Source organism: Natronorubrum halobium (assembly GCF_051351675.1).
Lineage (GTDB): Archaea > Halobacteriota > Halobacteria > Halobacteriales > Natrialbaceae > Natronorubrum.
The window spans coordinates 2,673,257-2,688,161 of the sequence record NZ_CP195595.1 but is presented as its reverse complement, the minus strand read 5'-3'; the positions used below and the strand labels follow the sequence as shown (position 1 = coordinate 2,688,161).

Genomic DNA, 14,905 nt, shown 5'->3' with positions numbered 1-14,905 from the left:
ATTATCCGAGGCTCCCCTCCATCTCGAGTTCGATGAGGCGGTTGAGTTCGACCGCGTACTCGATCGGCAGTTCCTCCGTGATCGGCTCGATGAAGCCGGCGACGATCATCTTCTTGGCGTCGTCGTCGTCCAGTCCGCGCGACTGGAGGTAGAAGATGTCCTCGTCGCCGATCTTGCCGACGGTCGCCTCGTGGGCGACGTCGACCTTCGACTCCTCGATCTCCATGTACGGCATGGTGTCCGACGTCGACTCGTTGTCGAACATCAGCGCGTCACACTCGACGGCAGTGGAGGAGTTCTCCGCGCCGTCGGCGATGTGGACGAGGCCGCGGTAGTTGGTGCGGCCGCCGTCCTTGGAGATCGACTTGGACTCGATGGTCGAACTCGTGTCGGGCGCGTTGTGGTAGACCTTCGCGCCGGTGTCGATGTTCTGGCCCTCGCCCGCGAAGGCGATGGTGATGTGGGTGTCCGTCGAGCCGCGACCCTTGAGGATCGTACACGGGTAGAGCATGGTCGCTTTCGAGCCCATGCTGCCGGAGATCCACTCCATCGTGCCGTTCGCCTCACAGATTGCGCGCTTGGTGTTCAGGTTGAACGTGTTCTTCGACCAGTTCTGGACGGTCGAGTACTGGACGTGAGCGTCCTCGCCGACGAAGACCTCAACGCCGCCCGAGTGCAGGTTGTGGGTGCCGTACTTCGGTGCGGAACAGCCCTCGATGTAGTGCACCTCGGAGCCCTCCTCGGCGATGATGAGCGTGTGCTCGAACTGGCCCATCCCTTCCGAGTTCATCCGGAAGTACGCCTGGACCGGCATCTCGACGGTGACGTCCTCCGGGACGTAGACGAACGAGCCGCCGGACCAGACGGCGCCGTGGAGCGCCGCGAACTTGTTGTCGCTCGGCGGGACGCAGGTCGTCATGAAGTGCTCTTTGACGAGCTCGGGGTGCTCCTTGACAGCCTTGTCCATGTTGCAGAAGATGACGCCCTTCTCCTCCCACTGCTCCTGCATGTTCTGGTAGACGACCTCGGACTCGTACTGGGCGCCGACGCCGGAGAGGGCGTTCTTCTCGGCTTCCGGAATGCCCAGCTTGTCGAACGTGTCCTTGATCTCGTCCGGCAGCTCCGTCCAGTCGTCGACGCCTTCGCGCTTGTCGACGTCCGGGCGGATGTACGGAACGATCTCTTCGATGTCGAGTTCGGAGAGATCCGGCATGCCGGGCCAGTCCGTCGGCATCGGCATGTTCTGGTACTGCTTGAGCGCGCGCAGACGTCGCTCGAGCATCCAGTCGGGCTCGTCCTTGTCCTCGGAGATCATGCGGATGACCTCCTCGGTCAGGCCTTTGCCGGATCTGACTGCGGAGTTCTCCTCTTTCTTGAACTCGAACCGGGCCTCAGTGTCTGTCTCTTTTAGGTGATCTTGATCGGAACTCATGATGTGATTGTGTATGTGGTTACGGCCGTAGGGTTATTACCGTTGTTCTAGCCGAATTCGGTTACGCCGTGCCGTAGACCTCGTCGCGGACCCAGTCGTACCCCTTGTCTTCGAGCTGCTCGGCGAGTTCGGCACCGCCGCTCTTGGCGATCTTTCCGTCGAGCATCACGTGGACGTGATCGGGCTCGACGTAGTCGAGGATTCGCTGGTAGTGGGTGATCTGGAGGACGCCGGTGCCCTGCTCGTCGCGCAGCGCGTTGATGCCGTTCGAAACGTCCTGCAGGCGGTCGATGTCGAGCCCGGAGTCGATCTCGTCGAGGACGGCGATCGAGGGCTCGAGGATGGCCGCCTGAAGGACCTCGTTCTGTTTCTTCTCACCGCCGGAGAAGCCGGCGTTGAGGTAGCGCTGGGCGAACTTCTCGTCCATGTCTAACTGCTCCATCTTCTCCTGGAGGATCTGCTGGAACTCGGCGACGCCGATCTCGCCCTCGTCCGCGGGGCCTTCCATCGGCGAGGTCTCGAAGCCTTCGTCCTCCGCTTCTTCCTCCTCGGCTTCCTCGTCCTCGAAGAGCTCTTCGCGCTCTTCGATCTTGGCGTTGAGCGCCGTTCGGAGGAAGTTCGTCATCGTGACGCCGTCGATCTCGGCGGGATACTGGAAGGCCAGGAAGACCCCGAGTGCCGCGCGCTCGTTGGGCTCGAGATCGAGCAGGTCCCAGGTGCGCTGGTCCTCGTCGATTTCGATCTCGTCGCCGAACTCGCCCTCCTCGAGGTGGAGCAGAACCTCTCCCTCGGTGACCTTGTACTCGGGGTGACCCGCGATGACCTTCGCAGTCGTCGACTTCCCGGAGCCGTTCGGCCCCATCAGGGCGTGGATTTCGCCCGACTCGACCTCGAGGTCGACGCCCTCGAGAATCTTCTCGTCGCCCTCAGCCACTTCCGCGTGCAGATTGCGTAGTTCGAGACGTGCCATAGTACTCTGTCACTTGAACGGTGGGTCGTCTGACTGATAACGGTTTCGTATCCAATTGGATACGGTCTCACATCACCAAACAAAGTTTCCGAAACAGAAACAATGGCCGGGTTCGCTGACGGTTTTTTCGAGCGTATTTCGGAACGTCGTTGGACGGCTTTGGAACATATTTCGTGGAGGACTAGTAGATCCGTCTATGGAAGAGAACGAATTGTGATTGCTTTCAGGGCAGTAGACGCTACATAAAGCTGTCTAGGCCTTTCTGCTCCTGACCGCTTTTTACTTCGTTCCACGAGACGCCCAGCGCCTCGAGGATCCGCTCGATCGGCCCCTGCAACGTCTTCTCGAGCATCTTGTCGTAGTCGACCTCGAACTCGTCGGGGATCTGGTCGTCGTACTCGAAGCAGATCACGTCGGGATCGCGTTTGAACGCGCCGTAGAGGGGGTCCGTCTGGGGATTGAACCCTTCCTCGCTCTCCATGCGGCGGAAGAAGGCGGGGTCGACCCGGTCGAGGTAGAGCCGCTTGGGCTTGCTCCCGCGCTGGAAGTTGGTTCCCAACAGGAGGTTCGCGTACTTCGCTCCGCGGACCTGGGCCGTGTCGGTGTCGTAGTTGTCCAGGCGCTTGCCGATGCCGCCCGGGATGGCGATCTGCTCGAGGGAGATCTCGCCCGACTGAACGTCCTCGATGACGCCGTTGACATACTCCTTCGCGCCCTCGACGTCGCCGTCCCTGACGATCATCTCGATAACCTTGTGCTGAACTTCCTTCGTTATTGGTGCGATATCCGAGCGCTGGTACTCGAAGCCGACGATGTCGATGGTGTCGACGTCCTTGCCCTCCTTCCAGATGATGTGCCCAGCGTAGCGTTTTTTCTTCCCTGCTTGGAAGAACCGTCGGTAGAGTTTCTCGAACTCGATCTGGAACCGGTGTTCTTCGGCGTTTAGATCCTCGCGCGCGAAATCGTCATATCGGGCGTTGATGTGTTCCTCGATCTCGAAGGATTGCTCGATAGCCTCCGCCTTCGGAACGTCGGGGCCGAGTTCGAGCATAACGCTGTCAGTGTCTCCATACGTAACTTGATAATTAAGTTCTTTTGCGGCAACTTCCGTAAATTCGATCACTTCACGGCCAGTAGCCGTGATTGCGGATGCAGCTTCCTTGTCATATAGTCGGAACTGTTCCCACCCTGACACTCCGTATAACGAGTTCATGATGACCTTTACTGCCCCTTGCTGGCGGTCGTACTGCTCGTATTCCAGCGATCCGGGTTCGTGCTCGTTGCGCAGTTCCTTCTTCTCCTCACGCTCGGCGAGCAGTTCCGTGATCATCTCGCGCATGACGCCGTCGGGCTCCTTGCGGAAGTGAATCGGTTCGGGTTTGGTGGGTGCGACGTAGGTCTCCCCGTCGTACTCGTCGGGATCGACCTTCGTCTCCGGCGATGCGTTGACCGTCGTCATGCACATCGGGTACAGCGACTTCAGGTCGAGCACGGTGACGTTCTCCTTGACGCCCGTGATCGGATCGAAGACGGCCCCGCCCTCGTACTCCTCGCCGGCCTCCTGCTGGCCCTTCGAGGGCAGCGAGAAGCGGCCGTGGGCCTCGTGGAGGACGTACATGTCCACCGCGTCTCCGGGCGTCGGCGCGTCCTCGAGTTTACAGCCGACGAACGAGCGCACCTCGTCCCAGAACGGGATGATCTCCTGCTGGCGGTCGAGTTCGACGCAGAGTTCGACGTCCCGGAGGTTGTACTCGAGCAGTTTCGTGGGGTCGACCTCCCAGAGGTCGCCGATGTCGCCGGTGTAGCGCTCCTTGCCGACGCCTAACTCCGCCTCGCCGACGGCGTCGAGTCGGTAGGAGTCGAGTTCGGAGAACACCATCCGCTGGTAGCCGTAGAGCAGGTCGAAGACGACGCGGCCCTTGATATCCGGGCCACCCCAGTTGCTGCGCCAGACCTCGTCGACCCGCGAGAGCCGATCGATCGAGAGGTCGTAGTCGTGGTGGGGGCCCGCGAGTTCCTCGAGGCGGTCTAAGAAGTACGGCGCGTCGAAGTCCTCGAAGTTCCAGCCCGTGAGGACGTCGGGGTCGGTTTCGCGGACGTAGTCGACGAACGCCTCGAGCATCGCCTCCTCCTCTTCGAAGGCCCGCACCTCGTGGTCGATCTCGCCCTCGATCGGTTCGTACTCGTCGATCTCGGTGGGGATCGGCCCGTCGCCGACCGGGGCCTCGTAGAGCCACATGATGTACTCGTCGCGGTAGGAGTCGTGACTGGTGAGACAGACGATCGGCTCCTCGCCGTCCTCGGGGAAGCCCGCACGGTCGTTGACCTCGATGTCGAAGGTGTTGACGCGCGGATCGGCGTCGACGTCGACCGCTTCGACCTCGTTGTGCGGGACGACCAGCGAGTCGTCGTCGGCGCGTCGCTCCGGCACGCGGATCCCGCTGCGGATGTCCTTGTCGATCAGAAACCGGTTCGGGAAGAGGATGTCGGCCTCGAAGTGCTGGAAGTCGTCCCGCACCTGTCCGACGTCGCGCGGGGTCTGGCCGAAGATTTTCGTCAGTTTCTCGCCGCGGATACTCTCGTAGGGCTCGCCGTTGTCCCCGACCTCGCGGCTGTCGGTCAGCCGGTCGTACTGCTCCTCGGGCGGTCGCTCGAGGGAGTCCGTCGGCGCGTAAAAGTACGGTCGGAAGCCGACGACCTGGACGTGCTCGAGTTCGCCCGCCGCCGTCCGGCCGAAGACGTGCATGATCGGTCGTTCCTCATCGCCGTAGCCGGCGATGGTGTAGTCCACCTGCATCACGGCGAGTTCGAGTTCGCCCGCGGCTTCGGGAAGCGTCTCCTCGACGACGTCGATCACGTCGGCAGCGCTCGAGCCGCCGTTGCCGGCGATGGCTTTCGCTTCCTCCTCCGGTCGCTCGGCGGACTCGTCGGAAAATGCCTCGAGTCCAGTTTGGCCCGCCTCAGTCATGGTATCGGGGTTGGCAGCGGTCGAATAAAAACCCCCACACTTCGGCTGGTCGACCCCGCTCGCTGCACCCGAGCGTGTCGCCCGGAGTTTTGCAGGGGCAACAAGACATATAGCGTGGTAACACATACCATAGAAGTAGGTGATCGAAGTGTCCACCGAAGTGAACGACGACACGACGGATCGAAGCGAGCCGAGTAGTGAACCCGAGGGCACCGCGACGGTCGAGTCCTACGAGACGGACGACGGTGTCGTCTTCTACGACGCCGAGAATCCGCTCGCGTGGGTGGAAACCTCCCAGACGCTCACGCTCACGGAACTCGCCTAACCGATCTATCGACGTACTGCACGCCGCCGACCGCGAACCGCCCCGAACGCGAACGTTTTTTGAGTTACTCGCCCTCCGTTCGAGTGTGGGACTCGACCGGAGCGAACACGAACCCGACGAGTACGACCCCGAGGAGGAGTTCAGAGACCCGGATAGCGACTCCTTGACGATTCCACAGGTGTCGACCGAGAACGCGGGGTCGGACCTGCGCTCCGATCTGAAAGCGGAGTTCGAGGAGGACGCGGTCGAGACGCCCGAGGTGTCGACCGCCGACGTCGACGGAGAGACACTCAAGAACTTCTGGGCGCTGGTGCTCGTGATCAACGTCGCCGTGTTGGCGTACGCGCTCGGCCTCCTGTTCCTGATTTTCGAGGGGGCGACCGCGTACGCCAGCTACCTGCTCGCGGCCGGACTCGTCCTCACCGGGTTCGCCATCGCACGATACCGATCCTTTCAGCGCGAAGTCGAGTCCGATCCGGATACCGACGGTCAGGGGTCCGACTCAGCGAATTCTTCGTCACCAGACGACGAACGGACGGACGAGACGACGGCGAGTGACCGATCCAGCAGCCAGCCAACGGCTACGGACGGCGAACAGGCCGACGAGACGACGGGCAGTGACACCGAGCGGAAATAGTTGATCGCAGGCGAAACTACTTCAGGAAGAGTCACCCAACAACAGTCATCGGCCGATCACGACCGATCATGAAAACCGTCCAAGACGACACCGGCAAACGATATCTGCTTCTCAAACGGTCCGAACACGCGAGCCTCGTCCGCGATCCACAGAACGGCAACGAGTGTTACGTCCAGAACGACCGTCTCGAGGATCTCGACAGCGAGTCCGCGCTCGAGACGGCCGCACGAAGCGTGAGCGACCCGGTCAAAACGCTTCTGACGAGCGTCCACGACGAGGCGACGCTCGGATTACTCGTCGAACTCGAGGAGCGCGGCCCGCTCGGCGTCCGCACCGTCCTCGACGCCTACGACTTCTGTGAGAGCGACCTCCACGGGCGACTCACGGTACTGACGGCGGCCGGTCTGCTCGAGGAGACCGAGGTCGCCGGCGAGCGTGGGTATCGGATCACGGAGCCCTGTGTGCGCGCACTCGAGACGATTCGCGTCGACGACGATGAGCCGACGGCCACAGCCGAGACGTCGGACGCCTCGCCGAGTGAACCGAACGAAAGCCAGTCCTAGCACCGTCCGATAACCACCCGCTCCTCGCACCAGTCCGAACGCTCCCCCTCGCGGTCGGATTCGCGGCAGCCAATCCGATCAGCGGCCGCCTCAGTCGGAGGCGAGCAGTTCGATTTCCGGCGGCGCGCCGCGCTCGAGGCGCGAGCGGTTCGACGTCGCATCCTTCTCGACGCTGACCAGCGAGTCGGCCGCCCCGACGAGTTCCTCGTCGTGGCTGACGACGACGATCTGTTCGACGCCCAGATCGCGCATGGATTCGACCAGCGAGACGAGTTGCGTGACGTGGCCCGAATCCAGGAAGACGGTCGGCTCGTCGAGAATGAGCGGCGGCATCGGCGCGGCGCCCTCGACGCCCTCGGCGAGCAGTCGGTAGATCGCACAGCGCAGGCTGAGATTGAAGAGCGCGCGTTCGCCGCCCGAGAGCTGTTCGGGCTCGAGCGCTTCGCCGTCCTTCTGATAGACGGTTAGCCGGTACTCGCCGTCCAGATCGATCGCCGCGTAGGAGTCGTTCTGGTAGACAAGATCGAACGTCTCGTTGAGCAGCCGTTCGAGGGTCTCGACGTTTCGCTGGCGCAGTTCCGACCGCAGGTCGGCGTAGGTCGCCTGCAGCGTTTCGGCCTCGTCGTACAGCGACTCGAGACGTTCACAGCGTTCCTCGAGTTGTTCCAGCTCCTCGCGTCGCTCCTCGAGTTCCTCGAGTTCCCGTTCGACGGCCCCGATGGCATTCTGGAGGTTCGTCCGCTTTGCCTCGAGATCATCGAGTTTCGCGTCGACCTTCTCGAGGTAGTTCTCGGCGTTTTGCTTGTCCTCGCGGGCGGTCTCGACGCGCTCCTCGTCGAACTCGGACTCGAGGTCGCGCTTGCGCTCGCGTTTGCTCGACAGCGTCTCGCGGCGCTCGTCGTTCATCGTCTGCCAGTCCCGGCGACGCTCCCGGAGGTTCTCGACGTCGGTCGCGAGATCGGCGCGCTCGGCGTCGATCTCGGCGACGCGGCGCAGTGACTCGAGATCGTCCTTGATCTCGCCGCGTTCGGTGTTGATCGATCCGAGTTCGGATCGAACGTCGTCGACCTCTCCCTCGAGATCCTCGGCTTTCGCGCGGTTCTCCTCGGCGTCGGTCTCGTACTCCTCGGCGTCCTCGCGCAGTCGGTCGCGCTGCTCGCGTCGGTCCGCGAGGGTCTCGCGCTTTTCCGCGACCAGCGTCTCGATGTTGTCGCGGTTCTCCTCGAGCCGGTCGACCTGCCGTTCGGCCTCGCGAAGGTCCTCCGCGCGCTCGATCCGCTCGTCGAGATCGTCGCGGTCGCCCTCGAGCGTCTCGAGTCGGTCCTCGAGATCGGCGAGTTCCTCCCGCTTTTCGTCGAGCACGTCGACGTGCGGCGAGTCCTCGACGGGCTGGCCACACTCGGGACACTTCCCTTCCTCGAGCAGTCGCTCGCCCTCCTCAATCGCGTTCTCGACGGTTCGGATGTCCGCCGTGACGTCGCCGATCTCGTCGGTCAGTTCCTCGCGGTCGGTCTCGAGGGACTCGAGGTGAGTGGTCGCCTCGCCGAACTCGATCGGTGCGCTATCGAACTGTTCGCGCGCCGTCTCGATCCGTTCCTCGAGGTCCTCCAGGTCCGCCTCGCGGTCCTCGATGGCCTCCTCGTCGGTTTCGAGCGTCGCTTCGAGTTCGTCGGCCTCTTCGCTGGCCTCCGTGGCCTGCGATTCGAGGTCCTCGGCCTCCTCGCGAAGGCGTTCGATCTCGCCGTTGGTCTCCGTGATCGAGACGCGGACGTCCTCGAGGTCGTCCCGGAGTTCCTCGTCGCGAGCTTCGAGAGCCGCGATGCGTTCGTCAACCGCGCCCTCTCGGTCGCCACCGTTCGATCCGGCGTCGAGGTCGACCGCCGCCAGTAGGTCGTCGCGCTCGGCCGCGAGTTCCTCGCGTCGCTCCTCGAGATCGCGTACCTTCGCTTTCGCGTCCTCGCGCTCGCGTTCGGTCTCCTCGATCTTCGACCGGAGGTCGTCGATCTCCTCGTCGAGCCGCTCGATCTCCTCGCGGGTCTCCTCGTGGCGCTCGAGGACGTCCTCGGCGGTCTCGAGCGTCTGTCTGGCCTGCTCGCGCTGGTCCGTGAAGCGATCGATCTCTTCGGTGACGTCTGCCCGGTTGGACTCGAGGCCGTTGAGTCGCTCGTGGAGGTCCTTGTCTTCCTTCTGTTCGACCTGCTGACGGACGTTCTCGAGGACCTCCCGCTGCCCGTCGAGCACCGTCTTGACGCCGAGGCGGGCGTCGCTGGCCCGTTCGCGATAGTCCTCGAGCGCCCCCAACTGGAGGAGGTCGTCGATCATGTCCTGGCGGTCGCTCGGCGAGGCGTGGATGAGTTTGTTGACCTCCCCCTGCCGGACGTAGGCGCAGTTGACGAACGCCTCGGCGTCCATCCGCAGGAGTTCGGTGATCTCTCGGCGGACGTCTCTCGCGCCCTCGATCGTCTCGGTGGGCGTCTCGAGGACGCACTTCGTGGTCGTCGCTCGGTCGCCTCTGAGTTTGAGGTGACGCTCGACGCGGTACTCGCGGCCGTCGTGGGTGAAGCGGAGTTCGACCTCCGCCGCCTCCTCGCCGGTCGTGATCACGTCGTCGAGGGTCCGATCGTCCAGCGCCTTCGAGCCGTAGAGGGCGAAGAAAACGGCCTCGAGCAGCGTTGACTTCCCGCTGCCGTTGACGCCGTGGACGACGGTGACGCCGTGCTCGAGACCGAGGTCGGCCTCGCCGTAGCACTTGAAGTTCAGCAGGCGAACGCGGTCGACTTTCACGCGAAATCACCCAGCGAGGCGGTGTCGGCGTCCGCTGATTCGTCGCTCTCGGCCTCGTCCGTCGTCGGAGTCTCTTCGTCGTTCACTGGTGGTTCGTCCGCGCCGCCGTCTGCCGCTGCGGCATCGTCGCCGTCCGCTGCTGTCGGTCCGTCTTCGGCACCGTCCGCAGTTGCGACGCCTCGGTCATCGTTCGTTTCCACGGCGGCTTCGACCTCGTCGGCTGAGCCGCCCTCCTCGACCGCTTCGGCCGCTTCGACTGCCTCGGCTCCTTCGGCCGCTCCGGAAAGGTGGTCCGCGACCGTCGTCACGTCCTCGTCGTCGGGGCTGCGCTCGGGTGCGGGGTCGAACGCGGACGTGTCGTCCTCGAGCAGGTCGCGAACGCGCCGTTCAACGGTCTCGCGGACGTTCGCGTCGACCAGTTCGTCGTTCCGGACGGTCTCGTCGATGTTTCGGGCGGCGTCGCTCAGCCCGAGTTCCCGGACGCGCTCGCGGACCGCGGCGTCCGGATCGGCGAAACTCACCGATACCTCCTCGTCCTCGTCCGGCAGTTCCCGGCGGTCGTTCACGCGAGCGACGAGCGCGCCGCGGTCGATGGCGGCCCCCTCGACCGTCGCCGGCGTGATCGGTTTTCCGTCGCCCTCGACCGTGATGACGACCACCGCGTCATCGAGGTCGTACTCCCGAACGCGTTCCTGGATCCGGTCGACGCCCTCGCCGGCCTCGAGTTCGACGTCGACGAAGACGAACTCGCGGGTGTCGGTGAGGCCGCGGCGGCTGATCCCAACGGTGTCGGCGTCCTCGAAATCGACGAGATTGTAGCCCCGATCCTCGCGTTCGCTGGCGCTCGCGCGTTCCGTCGAACCGCAGTAGGTGACCCAGGTGTCGAGCACCTCTGCCGTGTCCGGCTTGTGGTTGTCGCCGAGGAGGACGGCATCGAAGTCGACCGTCGATTCCTCGAGTAATCGTTCGGTGTCCCAGTCGGCGTGCGCGAAGGGTTCGAACAGCCCGTGGCTCACGAGGGTCGCGTGCTCGGCCTCGTCGGGGACCGGTTCGAACTCGTACTCGAGGTCGTCGCGTCGTGAGCGGGGGACGAAATCGAGCCCGTAGATGGCCACGTCGTCGACGACTTCGGGTTCGGCACCGAGTCGCGTCGCGAGGCCGAGATCGGCGAAGAGGTCCAGCCACTGCGCGTCGCGTTTCGACTCGTGGTTGCCGACGACGGCGAGAAAGGGGATATCGGCGTCGGCGAGCACGCGAAGGATTTCGACGGTTCCCTGGAGGTCGATCAGTCCCGGTCGCCGGTCGTGAAAGAGGTCGCCGGCGTGGATCACGGCGTCGACGTCGTCGGCAATTGCATCGTCGACGACGGAGCGAAAGGCCTCGAGAAAGTCCTGTCGTCGCTCGGGCGCGTTGTACTGCTGGTACCCGATGTGGGTGTCGCCCGTGTGGATAACCCGCGTCATTGTCGCCTCGTTGGCAGGCCCGCCCTAAAGGGGTTCCGCGACCGAAGTGAAAGTAAAGCGTGAATGTGTGCGACGGTGGAATCTTCGTACCAGAGAGTGAGGTGTCCTGCAACACTCGATTGGGACCTCCATGCAGTGGCGCGCGCTGTCGGCCGACCGAACGATAGTGAGGGCGGTCGAGAACCCCGTGCGAGGGATGAGTGAAGGAGCGCAGCGACTGAACGAATCGGCTGGGGAGGACGTGGCAACCCTAGCCGCCAGCGTGAGCAGGTCAGTCAGCATCCTGTTATGGGTTAGGGATACGCTGCCTGATTCCGTGCGATATCGTAGACTAGCGTCTCGCTTACCTGGGCACTAGAGTTTCCACGTCCCTCTCCAGCCGATTCACTCACTCCCGAAAGTCGCTCGCTCATCCACCGGAAGACGCTTCGCGACTTCCGAGCAGTCGCTCGTTACACTCCCAACGACCCCGCACGGTGTCGAGTCGCGTCTCGTTACTACTCGCCGCGACTCAACGCGCGCCACCGCACACGCTACTCCGATCCGGCACTCGAGGGGGTGTCAACGAGCGTTCTCGATCGAGGCGAACGCAACCGAAAGAAGCAGGAAAGACGTTTTGAACGCCGTTAGGACGATACTGACGCCGATTCGAGTTCGCTCGTTACGCCTCGATATCGAGACTGTACAGCCGCTTTCGCGCGTCCGAGAACGAGAAGCGCGAGTCGATCACGTGCTCCTCATCGAGGCGGTTCAGCGCGTAGCGTACCGTTCGCGAGGGGAGCAGCGTCTCGTCGGCGATCTGCTGTTGGGTCATCGTCTCGTTGTACTCGAGTACCTTCGCGACGAGTTTGGCGCTCGGTGGGAGGTCCCTGACGTCGTCCCACGTTCCCCGCTGGTCGGTCTCGTGTCGCAGCGACTCTGAAGCACTCATCACTACACCGTAGCCAATACAGCGTGATAATATTTTCTGTTTCGAAAAATGCCTAGGAGTTATACGTCTGACATGGGTGTACCGACCCGAAGTCTCTTATGAACCAACACCCAAAGGACGGGTGATGAGCGACACCGTGGACGACGTCGACCTCCCATACGACGAGGACGAGGCGTCCCAACAGGAGAAGATCCAGGCACTCGAGGACCGGCTTGAGATCCTCGAGGCGCAAAACGAGGAGATGCGGGACAAGCTCCTCGATGCCAACGCCGAGAACAACAAGTACCAGCAGAAACTCGAGCGACTGACCCACGAGAACAAGAAACTCAAGCAGTCCCCGCTGTTCGTCGCCACCGTCCAGGAGATCACGGACGAGGGCGTCATCATCAAACAGCACGGGAACAACCAGGAGGCCCTCACCGAGGTCACCGACGAGATGCGCGAGGACATCGACCCCGATGCCCGCGTGGCGGTCAACAACTCTCTCTCGATCGTCAAGACGCTCTCCAACGAGACCGACGTGCGCGCTCGCGTGATGGAAGTCACCGAGAGCCCCGAAGTCAGCTACGAGGATATCGGTGGACTCGAAGAACAGATGCAGGAAGTTCGCGAGACCGTCGAGATGCCCCTCGAAAAGCCCGACGCGTTCAAAGACGTCGGGATCGACCCGCCGAGCGGCGTCCTGCTCTACGGCCCGCCGGGGACCGGCAAGACGATGCTCGCCAAAGCGGTCGCCAACCAGACCGACGCTACCTTCATCAAGATGGCCGGCTCGGAACTGGTCCACAAGTTCATCGGTGAGGGTGCCAAACTCGTCCGCGACCTGTTCAAGGTCGCTCGCGAGCACGAACCCGCCGTCATCTTCATCGACGAGATCGACGCAATCGCCGCCAAGCGAACGGAGTCCAAGACCTCCGGCGACGCCGAGGTCCAGCGGACGATGATGCAACTCCTCTCGGAGATGGACGGCTTCGAGGACCGCGGAGAGATCCGCATCATCGCCGCGACCAACCGCTTCGACATGCTCGACCGCGCCATCCTCCGCCCCGGCCGGTTCGACCGCCTCATCGAGGTGCCCAAGCCCAACGAAGAGGGTCGCGAGATCATCTTCCAGATCCACACCCGCGGCATGAACGTCTCCGACGACGTCGACTTCGCGGAACTGGCCGAGGAGGCCGACGAGGCCTCCGGGGCCGACGTCAAGGCGATTTGTACGGAAGCCGGGATGTTCGCCATCCGCGACGACCGCACCGAAATTCGGATGGAAGACTTCCGCAACGCCTGGGACAAGGTCCAGGCCGACTCCGATACCAACGAAGAAGTCTCGAAGACCTTCGCCTGAGCGGCCCGTTTTCTCCTCTCGGTTCGACGGAATCAGATAGCGTCGGCGTTCGCGTCCCGAGGGTGAGTTCGGGACGCGAGAGTCACAGCCGAACTCGAGAACGAGACCACGACGAGAGAGACCGATGTCAGTACCGACTCGAGGTGTCGACGCTACTGGACGGTCGCCACGAGACACGCGAGACGAGCGCGTTCGACGGGAACCGCCGTCGAGGCCGGCACGGACCCGTTACAGGGCCGTGAAGATCAGCCACGGTACGATAAACAACGCGACGGTCAGCACGGCGAGGATCAGTAGATAGCCGATACCGGTTCCGGCCGCGGTGATCCACGACGGATGCTCGAACTCGCTGAGATCGACTGCCATACTGCTACCGTCCGGTGAGACGAGTATAAACGTACCGAAAATTGGGATCGGTCGGCGACTCGAGCGCGACGGTGACACTGACCACTGACGGCGGTTACCGCCACGCGTCGAGCGAGGCGGCGTCTCGCTCGGGCATCGAGAGCCACGTCTCGTCCCGCGCGATGTCGGCGATGACGAGGTGTGACTGCCCGTCGATCTCGTCGACTGCGGCGACGACGTCGGCGTCGTCTCCCAGCTGACTCCCGACCGCTTCTGCCTCGAGTGTCATAGGTGTCGATATGTCGTTGGTATCCATGAACGTTTTGGTACGTCTCCAATCAGTGGTTGAAGAGTTCGATATATAGAGCAAAATACCGGCCAAATAAATCTAAAAGGGAGAATAATTGCCCAATAGGAAATGCGGGTGGGGCGAACCCCGTTACGACGACCGGATCGGCTCCCAGTCGAATCGAAGTGACTCGAGGACGCGTTCCGGACCGTTTTTACCGGGTGACTGGCTAGGGCCAGTCAATGACGACAATCGTCGTGGTGGACAATCACGGACAGTTCACCCACCTCGAGCGCCGGGCGCTTCGCGACCTCGGCGTCGACACGGAGCTGATCGACAACGAAACGCCGCCGGAAGATCTCGACGCGGACGGCGTCGTCCTCTCCGGGGGCCCGGACATGGACCGCATCGGTAACTCCGCCGACTACCTCGAGGCCGACGTGCCCGTCCTCGGGATCTGTCTCGGCATGCAACTGATCGCCGAGGAACTCGGCGGTCGCGTCGGCAGCGGCGAGTACGGCGGCTACGCCGACGTCACCGTCGAGATCGTCGACGACGACGATCCGCTGACCGGCTCGCTGCACCCCGAGACCCGCGTCTGGGCGAGCCACGCCGACGAGGTCAAGGAACTCCCCGCGGGCTTCGAACTCACGGCCCAGAGCGACGTCTGCGGCGTCGAAGCGATGAGCGACACCGACCGCGACCTCTACGGCGTCCAGTGGCACCCCGAGGTCGCCCACACCGAGGAGGGCGACGAGATCTTCGAGAACTTCCTCGAGATCTGCGAACGGTAGCGTCACTCGAGTCGTAGCAGTCGCCACCCGAATCGTGACGGTCGTCGTCCCGGTTCGAGTAC

General features: G+C 63.2%; 13 protein-coding genes. 5 read left to right on the top strand and 8 right to left on the bottom strand.

Translation table 11 applies throughout. From position 1 onward, the window contains the following. Position 1: 1 nt before the first annotated feature. The 3 genes from sufB to ACSFC7_RS13265 all read right to left on the bottom strand — a co-directional run bounded on the left by sufB (position 2) and on the right by ACSFC7_RS13265 (position 5,370). Positions 2–1,432, bottom strand: coding sequence for a Fe-S cluster assembly protein SufB (gene sufB / locus ACSFC7_RS13275; RefSeq protein WP_436343265.1), 1,431 nt, complete (start codon positions 1,430–1,432; stop codon positions 2–4). A gap of 61 nt (positions 1,433–1,493) precedes the next feature. Continuing rightward, positions 1,494–2,402 carry an ABC transporter ATP-binding protein gene (locus ACSFC7_RS13270; RefSeq protein WP_436343264.1) on the bottom strand — a complete coding sequence of 303 codons (909 nt, stop codon included), beginning with the start codon at positions 2,400–2,402 and terminating at the stop codon, positions 1,494–1,496. Between the two features lie 238 nt (positions 2,403–2,640). Beyond that, entirely contained in the window at positions 2,641–5,370 is a 2,730-nt protein-coding gene (locus ACSFC7_RS13265; protein ID WP_436343263.1) for a DNA-directed DNA polymerase, read from the bottom strand. Between the two features lie 139 nt (positions 5,371–5,509). Here ACSFC7_RS13265 and ACSFC7_RS13260 point away from each other — a divergent pair, with 139 nt between their 5' ends. From ACSFC7_RS13260 to ACSFC7_RS13250, 3 genes are all read left to right on the top strand, one after another. Further along, complete coding sequence (locus ACSFC7_RS13260) at positions 5,510–5,695, top strand: DUF7331 family protein (RefSeq protein WP_436343262.1); 186 nt, start codon at positions 5,510–5,512, stop codon at positions 5,693–5,695. Between the two features lie 85 nt (positions 5,696–5,780). After that, positions 5,781–6,332: a DUF7322 domain-containing protein gene (locus tag ACSFC7_RS13255; protein WP_436343261.1), complete on the top strand. Its 552-nt coding sequence runs from the start codon at positions 5,781–5,783 to the stop codon at positions 6,330–6,332. 68 nt (positions 6,333–6,400) lie between these two features. After that, positions 6,401–6,895 (top strand): DUF7346 family protein, encoded by a 495-nt coding sequence (locus ACSFC7_RS13250; RefSeq protein WP_436343260.1) that lies wholly within the window; start codon positions 6,401–6,403, stop codon positions 6,893–6,895. A 90-nt stretch (positions 6,896–6,985) separates the two neighbouring features. Here ACSFC7_RS13250 and rad50 read toward each other — a convergent pair whose 3' ends face one another. The 3 genes from rad50 to ACSFC7_RS13235 form a co-directional block, all read right to left on the bottom strand. After that, positions 6,986–9,679: a DNA double-strand break repair ATPase Rad50 gene (gene rad50 / locus ACSFC7_RS13245; protein WP_436343259.1), complete on the bottom strand. Its 2,694-nt coding sequence runs from the start codon at positions 9,677–9,679 to the stop codon at positions 6,986–6,988. Beyond that, on the bottom strand, positions 9,676–11,142 hold the full coding sequence (gene mre11, locus ACSFC7_RS13240) for a DNA double-strand break repair protein Mre11 (protein WP_436343258.1): 1,467 nt from the start codon (positions 11,140–11,142) through the stop codon (positions 9,676–9,678). The genes rad50 and mre11 overlap by 4 nt, the downstream gene beginning before the upstream one ends. Positions 11,143–11,803: 661 nt before the next feature. Continuing rightward, positions 11,804–12,073: a MarR family transcriptional regulator gene (locus tag ACSFC7_RS13235; protein WP_436343257.1), complete on the bottom strand. Its 270-nt coding sequence runs from the start codon at positions 12,071–12,073 to the stop codon at positions 11,804–11,806. A gap of 124 nt (positions 12,074–12,197) precedes the next feature. On the opposite strand from ACSFC7_RS13235, the gene pan1 reads away from it, so the two are divergent. Further along, positions 12,198–13,415, top strand: a complete 1,218-nt coding sequence (pan1, locus tag ACSFC7_RS13230) for a proteasome-activating nucleotidase Pan1 (protein WP_436343256.1) — start codon at positions 12,198–12,200, stop codon at positions 13,413–13,415. Positions 13,416–13,643: 228 nt separating this feature from the next. Here the strand turns inward: pan1 and ACSFC7_RS13225 are convergent, their stop codons facing one another. Then, positions 13,644–13,781, bottom strand: coding sequence for a hypothetical protein (locus tag ACSFC7_RS13225; protein ID WP_436343255.1), 138 nt, complete (start codon positions 13,779–13,781; stop codon positions 13,644–13,646). A gap of 94 nt (positions 13,782–13,875) precedes the next feature. Then, a complete protein-coding gene (locus ACSFC7_RS13220) occupies positions 13,876–14,049 on the bottom strand; it encodes a DUF7556 family protein (RefSeq protein WP_436343254.1) in 174 nt (57 codons plus the stop codon). 242 nt (positions 14,050–14,291) lie between these two features. On the opposite strand from ACSFC7_RS13220, the gene ACSFC7_RS13215 reads away from it, so the two are divergent. Beyond that, positions 14,292–14,843, top strand: a complete 552-nt coding sequence (locus ACSFC7_RS13215; RefSeq protein ID WP_436343253.1) for a GMP synthase subunit A — start codon at positions 14,292–14,294, stop codon at positions 14,841–14,843. The last annotated feature ends 62 nt before the right edge of the window (positions 14,844–14,905 follow it).

Excerpts from the sequence above, each read along its gene's own strand:
- mre11 (WP_436343258.1), bottom strand. The coding sequence starts at position 11,142 with ATGACGCGGGTTATCCACACGGGCGACACCCACATCGGGTACCAGCAG.
- ACSFC7_RS13270 (WP_436343264.1), bottom strand. The coding sequence starts at position 2,402 with ATGGCACGTCTCGAACTACGCAATCTGCACGCGGAAGTGGCTGAGGGC.
- ACSFC7_RS13225 (WP_436343255.1), bottom strand. The coding sequence starts at position 13,781 with ATGGCAGTCGATCTCAGCGAGTTCGAGCATCCGTCGTGGATCACCGCG.
- pan1 (WP_436343256.1), top strand. The coding sequence starts at position 12,198 with ATGAGCGACACCGTGGACGACGTCGACCTCCCATACGACGAGGACGAG.
- ACSFC7_RS13250 (WP_436343260.1), top strand. The coding sequence starts at position 6,401 with ATGAAAACCGTCCAAGACGACACCGGCAAACGATATCTGCTTCTCAAA.
- ACSFC7_RS13235 (WP_436343257.1), bottom strand. The coding sequence starts at position 12,073 with ATGAGTGCTTCAGAGTCGCTGCGACACGAGACCGACCAGCGGGGAACG.
- ACSFC7_RS13220 (WP_436343254.1), bottom strand. The coding sequence starts at position 14,049 with ATGACACTCGAGGCAGAAGCGGTCGGGAGTCAGCTGGGAGACGACGCC.
- ACSFC7_RS13265 (WP_436343263.1), bottom strand. The coding sequence starts at position 5,370 with ATGACTGAGGCGGGCCAAACTGGACTCGAGGCATTTTCCGACGAGTCC.
- ACSFC7_RS13215 (WP_436343253.1), top strand. The coding sequence starts at position 14,292 with ATGACGACAATCGTCGTGGTGGACAATCACGGACAGTTCACCCACCTC.
- sufB (WP_436343265.1), bottom strand. The coding sequence starts at position 1,432 with ATGAGTTCCGATCAAGATCACCTAAAAGAGACAGACACTGAGGCCCGG.